11 protein-coding genes and 1 pseudogene are annotated in these 16,424 nt (G+C 52.1%); 1 reads left to right on the forward strand and 11 read right to left on the reverse strand.

Translation table 11 applies throughout. The features are described from left to right. Positions 1–55: 55 nt before the first annotated feature. The 10 genes from L855_RS04550 to L855_RS04595 form a co-directional block, all read right to left on the reverse strand. Complete coding sequence (locus L855_RS04550) at positions 56–1,144, reverse strand: glycosyltransferase family 4 protein (RefSeq protein ID WP_159784737.1); 1,089 nt, start codon at positions 1,142–1,144, stop codon at positions 56–58. A gap of 651 nt (positions 1,145–1,795) precedes the next feature. After that, on the reverse strand, positions 1,796–2,173 hold the full coding sequence (gene rbfA / locus L855_RS04555) for a 30S ribosome-binding factor RbfA (protein WP_159784740.1): 378 nt from the start codon (positions 2,171–2,173) through the stop codon (positions 1,796–1,798). A gap of 69 nt (positions 2,174–2,242) precedes the next feature. After that, the gene (locus L855_RS04560; RefSeq protein WP_159784743.1) at positions 2,243–2,470 is read right to left on the reverse strand and encodes a DUF751 family protein; all 228 of its coding nucleotides are present in this window, start codon (positions 2,468–2,470) and stop codon (positions 2,243–2,245) included. Between the two features lie 82 nt (positions 2,471–2,552). Next, a complete protein-coding gene (locus L855_RS04565; protein WP_159784746.1) occupies positions 2,553–5,330 on the reverse strand; it encodes a CHAT domain-containing protein in 2,778 nt (925 codons plus the stop codon). Positions 5,331–5,387: 57 nt separating this feature from the next. Continuing rightward, positions 5,388–8,027, reverse strand: a complete 2,640-nt coding sequence (locus L855_RS04570) for a beta strand repeat-containing protein (RefSeq protein ID WP_219729866.1) — start codon at positions 8,025–8,027, stop codon at positions 5,388–5,390. Positions 8,028–8,086: 59 nt separating this feature from the next. Then, complete coding sequence (locus tag L855_RS04575; protein WP_159784752.1) at positions 8,087–9,103, reverse strand: tetratricopeptide repeat protein; 1,017 nt, start codon at positions 9,101–9,103, stop codon at positions 8,087–8,089. 325 nt (positions 9,104–9,428) lie between these two features. Next, positions 9,429–10,769, reverse strand: coding sequence for a tetratricopeptide repeat protein (locus tag L855_RS04580; protein WP_159784755.1), 1,341 nt, complete (start codon positions 10,767–10,769; stop codon positions 9,429–9,431). Between the two features lie 233 nt (positions 10,770–11,002). After that, positions 11,003–11,521 (reverse strand): type IV pilin-like G/H family protein, encoded by a 519-nt coding sequence (locus L855_RS04585; RefSeq protein WP_159784757.1) that lies wholly within the window; start codon positions 11,519–11,521, stop codon positions 11,003–11,005. 141 nt (positions 11,522–11,662) lie between these two features. Continuing rightward, complete coding sequence (locus L855_RS04590) at positions 11,663–12,988, reverse strand: class I SAM-dependent methyltransferase (RefSeq protein ID WP_159784760.1); 1,326 nt, start codon at positions 12,986–12,988, stop codon at positions 11,663–11,665. A gap of 45 nt (positions 12,989–13,033) precedes the next feature. Further along, positions 13,034–13,825: a M15 family metallopeptidase gene (locus L855_RS04595; RefSeq protein ID WP_159784763.1), complete on the reverse strand. Its 792-nt coding sequence runs from the start codon at positions 13,823–13,825 to the stop codon at positions 13,034–13,036. A 141-nt stretch (positions 13,826–13,966) separates the two neighbouring features. On the opposite strand from L855_RS04595, the gene L855_RS04600 reads away from it, so the two are divergent. Beyond that, positions 13,967–14,872, forward strand: coding sequence for a phosphodiester glycosidase family protein (locus L855_RS04600; RefSeq protein WP_159784766.1), 906 nt, complete (start codon positions 13,967–13,969; stop codon positions 14,870–14,872). Here L855_RS04600 and L855_RS04605 read toward each other — a convergent pair. Beyond that, positions 14,799–16,034: pseudogene (locus tag L855_RS04605) on the reverse strand (ABC transporter ATP-binding protein); the annotation flags it as partial. The gene L855_RS04600 and the pseudogene L855_RS04605 sit on opposite strands and share 74 nt — an antisense overlap. Positions 16,035–16,424 lie beyond the last annotated feature (390 nt).

The raw sequence follows: 16,424 nt of genomic DNA on the forward strand, positions 1-16,424 counted from the left end.
CATGGAAGATACATCACTGAATGACACTAATGAATGAGAAGGGTCAACATCCGGCTCACGACACCACAACCAGGGGAGAGGCTGTCGTCACTCGATGACCATTTTGTGACCACCGTTCGTCCAACACCTGTTGATAGGCCGCCTCGTATTTCTCCACCATGCTGCTCACACTAAAACCGCGAGAGACTAAATCACGACTCGCTTGACGATTCAATGTCGTGACCTGAGATACGGCTGCGACCATCTCCTCTAGGGTATTGCAGATAAACCCCGTCGTTCCCTGGACAATAATTTCAGGAACTGCCCCCCGGCCAAAGGCAATCACTGGGGTTCCCGTACACATGGACTCGATGCTAACTAAGCCAAAGGGTTCATCCCAGGTAATGGGGAATAGGCTGGCTGTAGCATATCCGAGCAATTTTGCTTTGTCGCCATGTGAGAGTTCCCCGTGGTATTGAATTTGTGTTCCATCGATGTGAGGGAAAATCTGTTCGTCAAAGTAACAGCGGTCAACCCGATCAATCTTGCCAGCCATTTTTAAGGTCCATCCGGTCCGTTTGGCGATTTCAATGGCATGGTGAGGCCCTTTTTCCGGGGAGAAACGGCCAAGAAATGCAAGGTAAGGGGGATCGGTGGCAGGGGTTTCGACGAAGGGATAGTCCTCGATGGCGATGCCATTATGGATGGTTTCCACAAAGTTTAGTTCGGGAACGCGCTGCTGTTGGGCATCGCTAATACTGATATAGTTTTGGTTGCGATATTGCCGAAAGACTTCGTGGCTTTCAGGATTAAAGCCGTTATGCAGGGTATGAACCACCGCAGTGGTCATCATTTCGGCGTAGGGTAAGGCTGGATACCCCATGTGGAAGTGGATAATGTCAAATTCGTTGGCTTGTTCGAGAACCCGTTTGTATTGCAGGATGTGGTACGCATGGGGTTCGATCACGTTGGGATCGAGTCGTAGGGCCTGGGGACAAACGGCATCTAAGTCTGCCAAGGTTTGCGAATCCCCGGAGGCAAAGAGGGTCACGTGATGACCTCGCCGACAGAGTTCATCGGTGAGGTGGCCAACAACGAGTTCAATGCCACCATAGCCAGGGGGTGGAACTTTTTCCCATAGGGGTGAAACTTGGGCAATTCTCATGGTTATCCTCTCACTTTATTAACAACCCGGTTTTTTGATAAACCGCTTCCGTTTTACTCGTAATCTCGACAGGACGAAACATGGGTAAATTCCCAGATGATTTAGGGGGGATTTACCACTAAGGGATAGTTAAGTCAGAAGGATTGATGGTGGAGTGATTAAGCAAGTTAGCCGACTGGCGTTGTCACTGCCTCTTGGAATGAATTAGGCGATCGCCCCAGTCTTGATTTAGCGATGGGTAGCTCCCAGATCGACTGATAGGACTTTGGGCAATGTAAATGTGACACCTAGCCGACTCTCCCTAATTATCACAAATTTGCCTAGGTGTTGTCGAGGCGAGTTAACCGAACCCTCCTTGCAATTTTTCAGCTGCCTAGCCTGCAAGATTTTGTAATATTTATTATCAGAAAAACCTGAGTTTTTTCTTGACAAGACCTTATTAGGGTTGTTATGATTGAATCAATTCAAGTTTAATCCTCTTATTCATCAATTTTGGTATTTTAAGTGGATAGGCTTGCGCCGCTCCGGTGCGGGCGGCGTCGAGCCAAACATCTGGGCTGCGCATTTTTCGCGAGTCCTTTCGCTGATTTTTGTACAGAATTCAAACTAAAACCACTCGGAGGAGAGGGATCCCGCTCCGAGTGGGGGTGTCTAGGGAGTTTCGGCGTCTTCTTCAGATGGACGGGCAATACGATTGAGGAGATCGAGGGTGCGATCGCCCCGTTCGAGGGAACGATCCTCAACAAACTGCACCTCAGGCGTTCGCCGCAGCCGCACCCGAGATCCGAGTTCCCGTCGGACATAACTGGTGGCCGAGGTTAAGCCAGCCATGGTTTCGGCCCGGGCCTCATCGGTGCCATAGATACTGACGAAGATTTTAGCGTGTTGTAAATCTCCCGAGACATTGACATCCGTAATGCTGACCATGCCAGCCCCGACGCGATCGTCTTTAATGCCATGCAGCAACAAATCACTGACTTCCCGTTTAATCAGGGAAGCCACGCGGGAGGTGCGACGGTTAGTAGCCATACTCTTTGCTCTCTTGCGATGCGATGAGCGCCAGACAAGGCGCTCCTATCCCCAGTTTACCTGAATTGTTTACGCCAGTTGAACCGTTGAGATCCCCAACATCGCCTCAAGAGTGAAGTACATAAACATAAATAGGGCAATCATAAACGTGACCACCAAGCCCAAAAACAGAGGTCGTTCCTTCGCCAGGGGCTTAATCCAGTCATAAATGACATAAAACGTGCCAAAAATGAACGTAATCAGATAGCGAGGGTAACGGGAGACATTTAACCAGAAATTTTCGTTGCCAGTAGCCATGAGATCTCAGAGACATAAGCGGTTAGAGTTATTGTAGCGACTGCTGGGCCAGGGAGACCAGAGCCGTGAAGGCCGAGCCGGGTCATAGCCAATTTCCGATCAGGGTATAGGGGGCCCAGAAAAAGGGATGAGCGAAGCGTTCCGAGTCAATGAGGACATTTTGAGCGCGACGCAGGGCTTCACTGCGAGTAAGACTGGGATCTGAGAGTTCTTGATAGAATTGCGTCATCATCGTGCTGGTGGCTTCGTCACTGACGGGCCAAAGGGTGGCGATGGTACTACGAGCGCCAGCACGGAAGGCGACACCGGCTAATCCCAAAGCCGCGCGATCGTCCCCCGCTGCGGTTTGACAGGCGCTGAGAACTAATAACTCGATCGCCTCTCCACTGACATCTCGGGTTTGCAACAGGTTTTGCAGTTCGTTGACGTTGATACGGTAGTTGTTGTCCACCTCAGAGGGCCAGGCTAGGATGAAGGTCTCCTCGCTGCTGGAGCTAAATTGACCGTGGGTAGCTAGATGGACGATGGAATAGTGATTGCGCTGCAATTGTGCTTGAATGTTGGCTTGGGTATAGTCCTGATTTAACAACACCTGACTGTTGGGGATGCGATCGCGAATCGCCTCAACTTCGATGATCACCTGCGGCAAGGGGGGGAAATCCTGGGTCACTTCTTCAGATAATCCCGCGATTAGGGCCGTCATCGTGCCCCGTTCCAAGGGTTTGGGATCGATGAGTTTTAAGCCGGGACTGAGGGCGAGGCTGTACTGTTGCACGAGATAGCGATCGCCGTCATGGAGAATCGACATAGGAAGGTTCCGTAACGGCCCGTCTAAGACAAAGGCGATAGTATTCACGTTGCTATCGGCGAGATCCTTTTCCAGGGGTTCGAGCAACCAACCATAGAGTTTTTGAGACAGAGGTAGTAGAGTTGTGGTTCTAAATCGTCTGCGCTCGATGGGGTCTTCAACTAATACTTTTTGAAGTTGGTTAACGGTTGTGGTTAATTCCGTTTTTGTGACCGTGGTGCTGTAGTGTTTTAAGCCCTGATTTGGGAGCCGAGCAATGACATCAAGGCGTTGTTGGTCGGGGGATTCAGCATCTAAGAGGATTGTATAGACCAGAGCTGTGTTCGAGTCAATGTCATCCAAGGCAACGGGATTGACCTCCAAACAAGCCTGTTTAAAAAAATCATCCAATTCAGCAACTTGTAAGGATTCAATGAGGTCTCGAACTTTCTCTAAATTTGCTTGACGACGGCTTTGTGTTTGGATAGTATTTGTATTATGATTGTCATTTAAACTTCGATTTAAACCCGCATAATCTTGGGCAGTATCAGTTGATAAAAGCAGTGCCATCAGTTGGCGATAAACCGGCTCAACGCTGTCTTGAAACGAGAACTGAACCGCCGTATTCACAACGGCGAGATCTTGACGCATGGCTTGCAGAGACTTAACCGCTTCCTCATAGAGGGCGATCGCCTCGTCGGTATTACCACGAGCCTTAACAATCCGTCCTAACTGCCATTCCCAGCGATAGGCGACATCAGGAGCATTGGGGAGTTGTCGGGCCAAGTCTAAAGCCTGTTTTGTCAAGGTTTCCGCCTCATCCCACTGTTGCGCGAGTTCATAGAGATGCCCCAAATCCCCGAGCGCATAGGACTGAACCCGTCGATCGCCCAAGGAGATCGCCCGTTGGTGAATCTCGGCCAGCAGGTTGGCGATGGAGTGGCGGTTGAGGATATCGCCGTCTGTTTGCTCCCCCAGGGCGATCGCATTGCGGGCTAATTTCAACTGAGCAAACAAGCCACTGCGACGGCTTGAAAGGGGGTCACGGTGAGTTTCCAGATAAGCTTGAATCTCAGCTAACAACTCTCGCGCCCCCCGTATCTGTTGGCTTTCAACCAACAAACTCAAGCGATCAACCTGAGCTTGCATCCATTCTGAAGGAGACTCAGCCCCCACTGCTGCCTGCTGGTAATAGTCTAAAGCCGCTTGTCGTCCGACGGGAGTTGACCGGGATCGCGCGGTGTGGGCCAACCCCAACCAGGCCGCAATGATATCGGGCTGAGAATCGAGGGTTTGGGCGATCGCTAAACTCTCCGTCAACGCCGTTTCCGCCTCATCGAGTTGGCCGAGCGATCGCAGGGTATTGCCCAACTGGTACAAACTCACCACTTTCAGCCGTGAATCTGGGTATTCAGCTAACCGTGCATTCACCGCCTCCAGCATTCCCTGAGCGCGACGATAATAGCCCAGAGCCAGTAGCGCCTGGGCTTGGTTGATGCGAGTTTGCAGCACGTGGCTATCTTCCCCGAGTTGCTGATAGCGCCTCTCAGCTTGTTCCCAGATTTCAAGGGCCTCCTCAGGCTGTCCGAGATCGAGGAGTAGTCCCGCTTCAGTATTGAGGACTTGGGCCAACACGCGCGATCGCGAAGCGTGCGGGAACCGCAATCGCCGCCCATCGACATCAGAGCCATTGATATCCTCGCTCTCCAGTAGATCTCGACCTCGGGAGATGGCGTTAAGGGCTTCATCGAGGCGATCGAGCTGTTGTAGAGCCAGAGCTTGATTACTCAACACCATCGCGCGGGCGATCGCATCTCCCTGACGAGCAAACCCTTGTTCTGCCGCTTCCCAAGCCCTGAACGCCGCTTGAAACTGTCCCTGGCCATAATATTGGCGACCTTGGCGCAGTAACCCATGAGGGTCGTCCCCTAGAGTGCGCTCCCCAATAACGGCGGGTTCAGAACCATTTAGGCTTGCCAACCCCGTCATCGCCGGTGTGGGGCGACTACTGAAGGCGAGGGTTAGCCAGAAGACACTGGCAGCGATGACAAGGAATTGGAGAAGCTGTTTCATACGACATCACAATAGAAGGAAAATCCCTCAGAAATCACTCAGATCAACGCAGAATCATTAATTGTCGCCGCAGTCTCCGAGGGGTTGCCAGACATCAGACCGCGTCGCCTCAGCCATCACCAACACCACAGCGCCGTCAGACTGACGCACCCAGCCCGTCGCTTCTACCAGGGGGGTCAAGGGGCGATCGATCCCCGATTCAGGAGTGGCCTCAGGGGTTGAGACATCCAACTCGGGGCCTAAATCGGGCAAAACTCGGGTGCGATCGAGTAAATCCGTCGGACTCGGGGGTAACCCGCCCCGTCCCGTCACCGTAAAACTGCTGATATTTTGCGGAGAACATCCCGTCCCCAAAAGCCTAGACACATCCACCGGACTTTGCGGCAACTCTGTTAATCCCGATGTCGGATTGACATCAGGCGAAATAATGGCAACAACCCCGCTAAACTGCCGCCCCAGTTCCGACGTAGCGGTAATATCGCTTCTAGGAGTTAACTCGTCGCGAAACTCAGTCCCAAAAATCCCTTGAGTCGTAATCTGAACTCGTCCGCCAGAACTGTTGGTAGCGTTGGCGGTAATATCGCTATTTTCGCCAGCGACCAGAAGAGTTGTATTGAGAATAATATTTCCACCGGGAAAGTCTCCTTGCGCATTGGTTTGGATACCACTGCCCCGTCGTAGAATCGTCAAGGACGCACCATCGAGCCGGACATTTCCTCCCTGTCCGCGAGTATTCGCGAAAATCCGCACCCCCTCATCGAGTTGAACAAACTCCGCTTGTACGAGAACGTCACCTGCCGTAAAGTCATTCGGAGTCACCAAACTGGCGTTAGTCGAAGACAACTCAGCCCCGTCGCGCATTTCCAGCCTGTTGGCGAGAACCTGAACACTACCTGCATTACCTCGGCCAGTACTTCTAATATTGCTCGATACCCTACTGTTGGAGAATACTACCCAGTCAGTGGCTTGCACCGTTACGGTTCCAGCGTTTCCTACGCCGAAAGTACCCGAAGATAGGAACGCGCCATCTCGCACTTCTACTGTCTCGCCCGTGAGACTGACGTTACCGGCATTTCCCTCCCCGGAAGTATCTGAAGAGAGATAAGCGCCCTCGCTCACTTCTACTGTCTCGCCCGTGAGACTGACGTTACCAGCATTTCCCTCACCGAAAGTACCCGAAGATAGGAACGCGCCATCTCGCACTTCTACTGTCTCGCCCGTGAGACTGACGTTACCGGCATTTCCTGTCCCGCCCGTGAGAATGATATTACCGACATTTCCCTCAATCAAGGTACTCAAGCTACTCGAAGAGAGGAACGCTTCTTGGCTGACTATCACTGTCTTGCCCGTAAGACTAACGTTGCCGGCATTTCCGTCACCTGAAGTACTCGAAGAGAGGAACGCGCCATCTCGCACTTCTACTGTCTCGCCCATGAGACTGACGATACCAGCATTTCCCTCACCCACGGTACTCGAAAGGACGAACGCGCCATCTCGCACTTCTACTATCTTGCCCATGAGACTGACGGTGCCAGCATTTCCCCTACCCACTGTACTTGAAGAGAGTTCAGCCTCTTCACTGATGTTCACCGTCTCGCCTATGAGACTGACGTTACCGGCATTTCCCTCACTCAAAGTCATCGAAGCGAGGAACGCTTCTTGGTTGACGATCACTGTCTCGCCTGTGAGACTGACGTTACCAGCATTTCCCAGGGAATTTTCTCTAACTTTATTGACAATTTCGCTATCAGACAGGGTCAGTTGTCCGGTGGCGTTAAGTTCGATATTTCCTGAGTCTGTGTCGGGAACTCCCAATCCTTCGGCAATGCCAGCCTCTACAGAACTGTTGCTGATGGTAATGTCGGAGCCATTGATCGCAATCTCACCGCCAATCCTGTCAACGACACTGATGCTAGCGTTGGTGAGGGAAATTGACGATCGCCCCAGGTTGTCAGGAAACTCCCATCCGCTCAGATGCCAGATCGGCCCTGACTGGCGAGATAGCAAGGCAATGGTTCCCGTCTCGCTGACTCCTCCGAGGGCGACTTGTCCTCCAGGGGCTTCTAGTTGAGCACCATCGAGGGCGATCGCACCCCCGAGCAAGGCCAGGGTTGCCTGTTCTGGAACTGCCAAAACGGCCCCAGTTGCCTCAATAGCCCCCGGACTGTTGCCAAATTGCACGCCAACGGGAACGCCGACGGTCAAAAGAGGGGGCGATTCGGGGGCGGTTGCACTAAATCGACTGCCATCTCGGAACACCAGGCTATTGGCGCTACTGGCAAAAAATGACCCGTTGACATCTAACGTCGCGTTTGGCCCAAAAACAATGCCATTGGGATTGAGGAAAAATAGGTTCGCGGCACCGCTGACACCGAGTACCCCATCGATGTTGGATAAATTGTCCCCGGTCACTCGTGTGAGAATGTTCTCGATGTTGACTGGGTTATGGAAATAGACGGCTTCGGCGCTATTGACGTTGAACTCTTGAAAACTGTGGAAGAGGTTTGAGCCACGCATGGCCCCACCTTCAATCATGGTGTTGCCACGGTCGAGATCGGGAGTCACGATGGAGGCATCACCGCCTAAGGTGCGATCGGGTATGATTTGCGCCAGGAACGGCTCATCTAACGTCTGAGAGAGGCCCTTAGCCGTCGGGTAAATCGTGCCTTCCGATGCGGCGTAAACTGGGGAACTCACAAGGCTCGTTGTCAAAATGACGAACCCGAGTCGAACCCAGCCCCCAGCTTGAGAATTGATCATGTTAAATCCTCAATCCGAGCTTGTAATTCTTCGATGCGTTCGGTGTCATTGAGGCGTTCGTAACCGCTTTGGGCTTCCATCAGTAGTTCGATCGCCGCCTCGGGTTGCTCTAACAGGACTTTGACTTCGGCTAACCCTGAGCGAGCATCGGCTAATCCTTGAATTTCCTCGTTGGCGGTGGCGATCGCGATCGCCCGTTCATATCGCGCCTTAGCTAACAGGTTCAAGCCGACATAACGATAGATATCTCCCAAAACCTGATACACCTCTAGGGTTTGGGTTCCCGAGGCCACAAACGGCTCTAACATCTCGATCGCCTCGGCGAGTAAATCGTCTCGAATATAAATATCGGCAATGGCTAGGGCTTCGGTTTCTTCGGGAAAGCCTTGTTCGCGAATCTGAGCAATATCCGCAGCAACGAGTTCTAAATCCTCTGGATACAACACCTCAAACGTCGCTGTTTCAGACCCCACATCAAGCTGAGAAGAGACGCCGGTATCGGCTTCAACGATGACGCGATAGTCGACTCCTGGAGTTAAGGGGGGAGTCCCAGGATACTGTACCTGAGTCCCGCTCACCTCGGTTTCCCAGGTCACATCAGAGCCAATCACTTGTACGGTATAGCGGCTGGCCCCGGCCACCGGATTCCAACGTAGCACCAGTTGAGGGTCGGAAATCACGGTGCGGCGCGGCGTGACGATGTAGGGAAGAGTGGGATCAATACCGCCGAGGATATTATCACTTTGACGTCCCACCCTCAAGCTGAAGCCGCCATCAGGAGGACAGCCCCAAACCACACCCCGCTCAATATTGGAATTCATCGTCCAGGTGGTGGTCAAATCTGAGCAGCGGATACGGACTTGAGCGCCCCCTTGAGTTCGCACGAGATCGCCAAGATTCAAGCGCATTCCCCCACGAGCGGGCTGATATTGGGATTGTCCTGAACGTCTGATTTGAGCTGAACCGTTTACGTCAATCAGTAAAAACTCTGAAGCTACTGCCGGGGTTGGCATTGAAAGCCCTAAGGCGAGTAAAGTCGAGGCGAATGTCAAGCACTTTTGCAATGTCATGGGCGGTTTGTCAACTTTTTAAGCAATTTTTAACTAAAAACAAGCAAACACTTCAGACTCATCCAAGCGCGACCCCTTCCGCTTCTATGGCGAGCATGACCACCGACAGAGAAACGCCTCATCTCGGGCCACCTCAGTTGGGCTGGTTTCAGATCTGAGACAGACTGAATGCTGAGCGAAATGCTTGGATGTATGAGAACTTTCCATCTAATTCACCCTCTGTTATAACCGATAAACAAAAAATGTCATCTTAAGTCTCAGGTCGATTTTAGGGATCTCGATCGCTTTTCTCAGCGGGCACACCAGACGAATCAACGTCTTCAGACTCCGCTTGAGACAGTCGCTGGCGGGCCAGATCCAGCCAAGTATCTTCTTCAGAATTAAATCCCCGAGCCAACGCATAACACTGTTGCCATTGCTCTAAAACCGCCGCAGGCTGTTTGTTTTGAGCTTCTAAAGCCTGGGCTAACAAGCAGTGGGGGGAAGCGTCTTGGGGGTTAATTTCCAGCGCTTTCCTGAGTTCGCTCTCAGCTTCAAAAGGTCGATCTTGCATCAACCGCGCCCAGCCAAGATTCTTTAAAAAGATATATTCGATCGCCGGAAGACTCGCTGACGAACAGTATTTAATCTCGATAGTCTCACGGTTTTCCAATTTCAACTGTCCCTGTCTCAACAAGGCCGCAGCGCCGGTATAATCCTCAGACTGGACAATATAAAGACGGCCTAAGTTATTATAGGCTTCGATACAGTCGCCGAGCAACGCGACTCGATATTCGGCTTGGGCTTTATCAAATTCGAGTAAGTCTTCATAAATGTTTCCTAAGCGGAAATGAGCTTCCATATTGTTGGGATCGAGTTCTAAGGCCCGTTGGAACTGAGCTAAGGCGAGGGTAGTTTGAAACTGCCGTTGAGCGGCGATCCCCCGTCGGACGTAAAACCGGGCAATATTGGGTAAATAGGCTTGGAATCCCAATAATCCCAGGAAGACCGCTAAAGCCAGCGTTAATTTGGCTTCATGCCATAAATATTTGGGCAGATTGAACCCCGTCAGCGATCGCTCGATCACCTGTTGTCCCACTTTACTCAGGGGTGCACCCGCCGCCAACAGGGCAATAAGGCCCTGTCCGATGGTGGCAAAAGCGCCAATCGCATCAGGGCCACCCGCCAAGAAGCGAGAGGAAATGGCAGCAACCAGGGCAAAATTTGAGGCGAGGATAGGAACCGTTAAGAGTTCCCAGAGCCAATTGAAGGTATCCCAGGGATGAATTTCCTCGGGGGGCTGAACGTACCACCACCAGGCTGATTCGGGGGGATCGATTAGGTCACGAAATTTGTCTAAGGGCAGGGTTTGGGCAATGAGTCCCCCCTGTTCGCTGAGGCGTTCATCGAGGGAAATCAGCCGCAGAGCCGCCTGTGTGGAGGGGGGATGCTCTCGGGTGACTTGGGTTTGAATCTTGTCCCGTAGCAGCAAAATCTGCAAGCAGGTATCGGTAGAGGGCGATCGCTCCTTCTCCTCACTCTCTTCAAGCTCTTTTAGGACACTCTCATAGTCCGTTAAGGCTCGTTCTAAGACTTCACTAAAGTCATCCTGAAACTCTAACGTACTCATCTCTGACTCAACTGGAAAATGCTGTCCAGTCCACTCTAACGACAGAACACCGGAGTGGCTAGGGGCTAAAGTGGGACGAGTCGTAGTTAGGGGGAATCCCCATTGAGGCGGAATAGTTTACCAGCTTTGATCCTTCACGGCTTGGGAAACAGCAAAAAGGGGTTGAGTCACCTAAGTAACTCAACCCCTTAAGGAATCATCTAACTGATCAAGCTAGACAACTACCCCAAGCCCTATTTCATAGGTTCAGAACCACCGGGGCAGTCAACGGTTCCTTCAGCGTTAACACCAGTGGGTGCGGGAGCGTTAGCAGAGGGTTCTTCCGTCTGACAAGCACCTGCCGCAGTTTGACCAGCATCAGTTACGAAGACTCCGCCTGCATAAGCGAGGAGAACGTCGGGGTCTTCAGGAACGGCCTCAACAATAGTTTTAGAGGTGTCAGCTGTGTTGATGGTGTACTGGTAGTTATCAGTCTTCTCAGGCAGACCGATTTTGAGTTCATCAAAGTCGTCTGCAAACTTACCATTTTCCAGACGGTGAGCTTGTTGCTGACGCATAACAGCACCAACGGCGTTTTTCGCTTCGGACTGTCTGGCTTTTGCCGCTTGGTTTAGGAACGAAGGCAGAGCGATAGCTGCCAAAATACCGATAATGATAATAACGACCAGAAGTTCAATTAGGGTGAAACCCTCGTCTTTACCTTTGCGGTTGCTCAGGTGTTGGATGAACTTGGTTTGAAATGCAGTTTTCATGATTGCTTCTCCTTCAGGCTTGGGGTGAATGCTTTTTTCCCGCTTCTGGATATAACATACCCAGGTCGCGCAGATTTCATATCACCCCCAGCAAATATTTTTTTTCAAAGACCGCCAATCTACCTAAGCCTTGGCCCTCGGTCATTCTAACGAGAGAAAGACTAACGAGAGGGATTCTAGACTTTGTAGCAGACCGCGAACTGCGGCAAACGCTTCCTTGTCGGAGGTAGCCTCACCGGTGACCGGATTACGGGGACGAAGTTCCTTGAAGAACTCCAGGAGAGTCGTGAACCCCTGAGAGCCGCTGAACAGTGGTAATAGACAAGCTGCTGTCGTACTGTCAATCATGACCTTGCCTACCCCAGGAATCGGCAACTGTTCACTAATGCAGAAGGCTTGATAGTGCTGAAGGCAAGCCTCAAGTTGGCTACGGGTTGAGTCCGTCTGTAAGAGGGGATGCAGGTGAACCCGGGCCAAGTTCCATGTTGGACTATCCCATTCTCCCGGTGGTAACCACTCACATCCCCCGCCAGGATGTCCGACCCAGAAATCCAGAAGACGGTGAATGGGATTGAGAAGTTCGTAGAGGTGTAACCGTTCCTCAATGGAGGTGGCCGGTAAGCTCATCCCCAGGAAGGCAGGTAACTTGTCCTCCTCGACAAAGAGGTCAAACGGATTCCACTGCCGCCAATTGAACATACTGATGAATTCTAGATCAGTCTTCCCAAGTAGCTCAAAGAGATCGGGGACGGTGTAACCGCGATCTTCTCGTAATAGGTAATTGGCAAGTAGGCCCTCAGGATTATCCTTAATTCGTGAGTTCCACACCTTTTTTTTAAGATCGACGGAGTCTCGCAGGGCCTCCATGGTCTCTTGAGAGAGTTCCATGGCCATCTCATCCGTGACATCATCCTCCATCAGCCCCATCATCTTAAAGAGCTTCTGGGCCCGGAAGAAGTTCACCCGCTGAAAGGCACTGTGGAGGTTGCCGCGAATAATCCCCTGAGGCTTCAGAACCGATTTGAGTGCCGCGAGTCCCGCTTCGGGGTCTGGGAGCAAGTACAGCACCTCATCACAGTTGATATAGTCAAACTTCATCCCCAGACTGGCGATGTCTTCGATCGCCATGGCCTCGAATTGGACATTTTCAATGCCGTGATACTCCAAACGAGTTCGGGCCAACTTCACGGATTCTTCGGAGAAATCAATCCCGACAATCTTGGCTCCGGGATTGGCATGGGCCAAAGCCAGCGCCTTGTAGCCACTGCCACATCCAGCATCTAAAATCAGCTTGTCCTTCGGGTCAATTACCTGCTGATTACGATGATAATAGGCACTGGCAAAATGATGCCTATAAAGATAACTTGGATTATCTTTTGGAGTTTTTTCAAGGGGTTGACGAGGATAAGGAGACCGCTCAAACTGTTGTTTGACAGAGTCTAGATGTTTTTTGAGGTGCTCATTCATGACTAGCTTTTTTGCTCATATAAAAGTTGTTTAAACAATCGAGAATTATCTATCAAAATCTTCCAATTCTCCATCCTCGAACAGTTCTCGGGCTTTATAGAAGGTTTCTAAACTATGCCGATCGCCCACAAAACGCCAGTGCCAGGGTTCATAGGCGATATTTTGAGGATTATCCCGAGGAAAGGATAACTCAAAACTAAAATAGGCAGCATTATCTCGTAACCACTTAAAGGCCGCCGTATTCTCAAAGTCAGGAGATAGATTGGTCGCCGGGACATCGGCATCCCCAATATCAATGGCATAGCCGGTATGATGTTCACTATGTCCCGGAGGGGCGCTGACTTCTGCCCGTTGTGCCGGGACTTGTCCCCGTCGAGCTTTAATCTCAAAAAAGAGATATTCCTGATCTTCGATGGAGCGAAATCCTGAAAGGGGCATCAGCCAAACCCCATCAGCCCGGGCCGCCGCTTCCATGTCTAAATAGGCCTCCGCTGCCGCTGACCGTAGCTTGATGGTATTGTCAGAGACAATCGATCGCAAGTCCTCAGGAGGGGCTTCTTCGTAGGGGAGATGCCCTAAGAGATTGGGATTTTCAGTGGCAGTTCCCTCCCTGGCTGGGGTCATTTCCTCGGGGGAAGCAGGAGTCGACTCCGCCAAAGGAGCGATTTGCTCCTGATTTTGCCAAAGATACCAACCTAACCCCCCCAGGGCGACGCTGGCCGTGAGGGCAAAGATAAGGAAAAGAAGGGGCATCCCCGCTGCTTCTGAGGTGGTTGAAGTCCCCGAGGGACGTTCAAGGGGGCGATCGCGTAGTGCTTCGGGAATGTCATCAACCATGGTGGGGGGAGGGGACTGAGACGATGGGCCAGGCCGCGTTGCGTGTTTCAAGACAACTCTCCTACAATCGAGAGATTCGGAACCTGAGAGGACAACCTCAAGGGCTAGTCCTCTCACCAGACTAAAACAAAGAGACCCCAATTGACAGCTTTCATCGCCTTTACCCTCACCACAACCCTGTTGGCAACGGTTTCCCTGTCAACAGACCCCCCCTATAAATTTAAGGTGATCCGCCAGGAACCGGGCCTACGGCTTTATGGTAATGGCGTTGATTGGGTTCAGGAACTGGACTTAAGTGCTGGGGTGTCCCTACAATTGTTCGACCCCCGTCATGTCCAAGATTGGGGGGAAGGAGCCGATGACTTGGGCAACCTCCCCCAATATGATACTGGGGTCAGTGTCTCCATTGACCCGCAACCGATACAAGTCCATTGGCAGGATTTAGAAGAGCGTTGGGGCGATCGCGCCTTTTCGGTCACCAATGGTCAGTTTTTTGGCTCTCAGCCCCTACAACTGGCATTTCCCCTCAAGGCTGACGGGATTATCTACAGTGGCGGTTATGCGGGATTAGGGGAATATCCCGGAGAAAAGAAAATGCTGATGATTCAGGGCCAGCAGGCCCAGATTTTGCCCTTTCCAGAAGTCGGCTATCCTGAGAATCCCCTGTTTTCGCCAATTCCCAATCTCCTCGTTGGCTTAGACGAATGGGCCGACAAAGGCATTAAACGGGCCGTGGGGCGAACCTTTATCGGGGTGGGCGATCGCAACCAAGACGGAACCTCAGAAACTCTCTGGATTTTCAACTCCCCGGCGGCCACCCAACTGCGAGCGGCCCGGGTCTTGCGGGCCCTGGGCGCTCAAGAGATCATGATGTTAGATGGGGGTGGCTCGACGCAATTAGTGGTTCAGGGAATCGAACGACTGAGATCGCGCGATCGCACTCCCCGAGCCATCCCCCACAGCCTGGGGGTTATTTTACCGAGGCCGTCAACTCCCGATGGGCCGGCGGAAACACCCGGGCCGCCTCCTGAGGAATCTGGACTTTAACTCGTGCGCCAATCGGCAGCCCTAATATCTCATGACTGCGGGCGTGAACACATTGGCCCGAGGGCATTTGCAGACAATAGCGATGTTCCCGGCCCAGGAACTGGCGATCGCGCACCTGTACCTCTCCCGACTCATCTAGCTGCACGATGACATCTTCCTCACGAATCATCACATCCCCGAGTTCCCCGGAAAGTTCCCCCGTGGCCGCCACAGAAAAGCGACCCAATTCCGTCTCCCACTCACTCCCCGAACGACGGGCCTGCAAGAAATTCGCCTGAGTCACAAACTCGGCTACAAACCGCGAAGCCGGTTCACGATAAATGGCTTCAGGGGTATCCATCTGTTCCAATCGTCCCTGACGCATCACCCCCACCACATCGGAGATGGACATGGCTTCTTCGCAATCATGAGTCACAAACACCGCCGTCATGCCAGTTTTCTTGAGAATGGCGCGAATCTCATGGCGCAAATAGAGGCGTACTCGCACATCCAGATTACTCAGAGGCTCATCCAACAGCATCAACACCGGCCGAGGAGCCAGGGCCCGCGCTAGGGCCACACAGATTACTCAGAGGCTCATCCAACAGCATCAACACCGGCCGAGGAGCCAGGGCCCGCGCTAGGGCCACCCGTTGCCGTTGTCCCCCCGAAAGTTGGTGAGGATAGCGGTTCTGAAGTCCATCGAGTTCCACCAAACTCACGTTGCCGTTGTCCCCCCGAAAGTTGGTGAGGATAGCGGTTCTGAAGTCCATCGAGTTCCACCAAACTCAAGGCCTCAGCCACCCGATTCTTAATCTCGCCGCTCCTGAGTTGTCGCTTCTTCAAGCCAAAAGCAATATTATCCGCTACCGTCAGATGAGGGAATAGGGCATATTCCTGAAACACCATGCCCAGATTCCGCTTCTCTGGAGGAACCCAGCGCCCCCGGCCGGCAATGGCTCGGTTCTCCAAGACAATCTGACCTTCATTGGGTCGTTCAAAGCCAGCAATCAAGCGCAATAGAGTCGTTTTACCACAACCTGAGGGCCCCAGCAGAGAGAGAATCTGCCCTTTTTCTAGAGACAAATTGACCGTATCCACTGCCGGAACGGCTATCTGAGGATAATGCTTGGTTAAGCCATCAAGCTGGAGAATCGTATCAGTCATAGGGGGGCGATCGCAGGAGACACTAGAGGTTGAGGAGCGCAAAACTAGAAATGATTGTAGTTAAGACCCTAGGAACTCTGGCAGCAAGGTTGCCGGTTTAATCTCCGGAACAAAAACCCAGTCTCCCGAGATAACCTAACCCAGCCTTCTTTTCTACCAGACTCACTAGAGATCGTTTCGCATTACTTATTGAGACTTTATACTATTTAAGGGCAAAGTCTGTCAAGCCTTCTCTCCAGAGTCCCCCCAACCAATCCAAAGTCCCCAATCCCCTCTTGGGAGGGGTGCCCGACAGGGCGGGGTGGGTTCTCCCAAACAAAAAAGGGTAGCACCATTGTACTACCCTTAAACAATCTAGTTAGAGATGGTCGCTAAACCATCCATCTAGTTAGACGAGGCTGCCAAA

It is taken from the genome of Sodalinema gerasimenkoae IPPAS B-353, assembly GCF_009846485.1.
Lineage (GTDB): Bacteria > Cyanobacteriota > Cyanobacteriia > Cyanobacteriales > Geitlerinemataceae > Sodalinema > Sodalinema gerasimenkoae.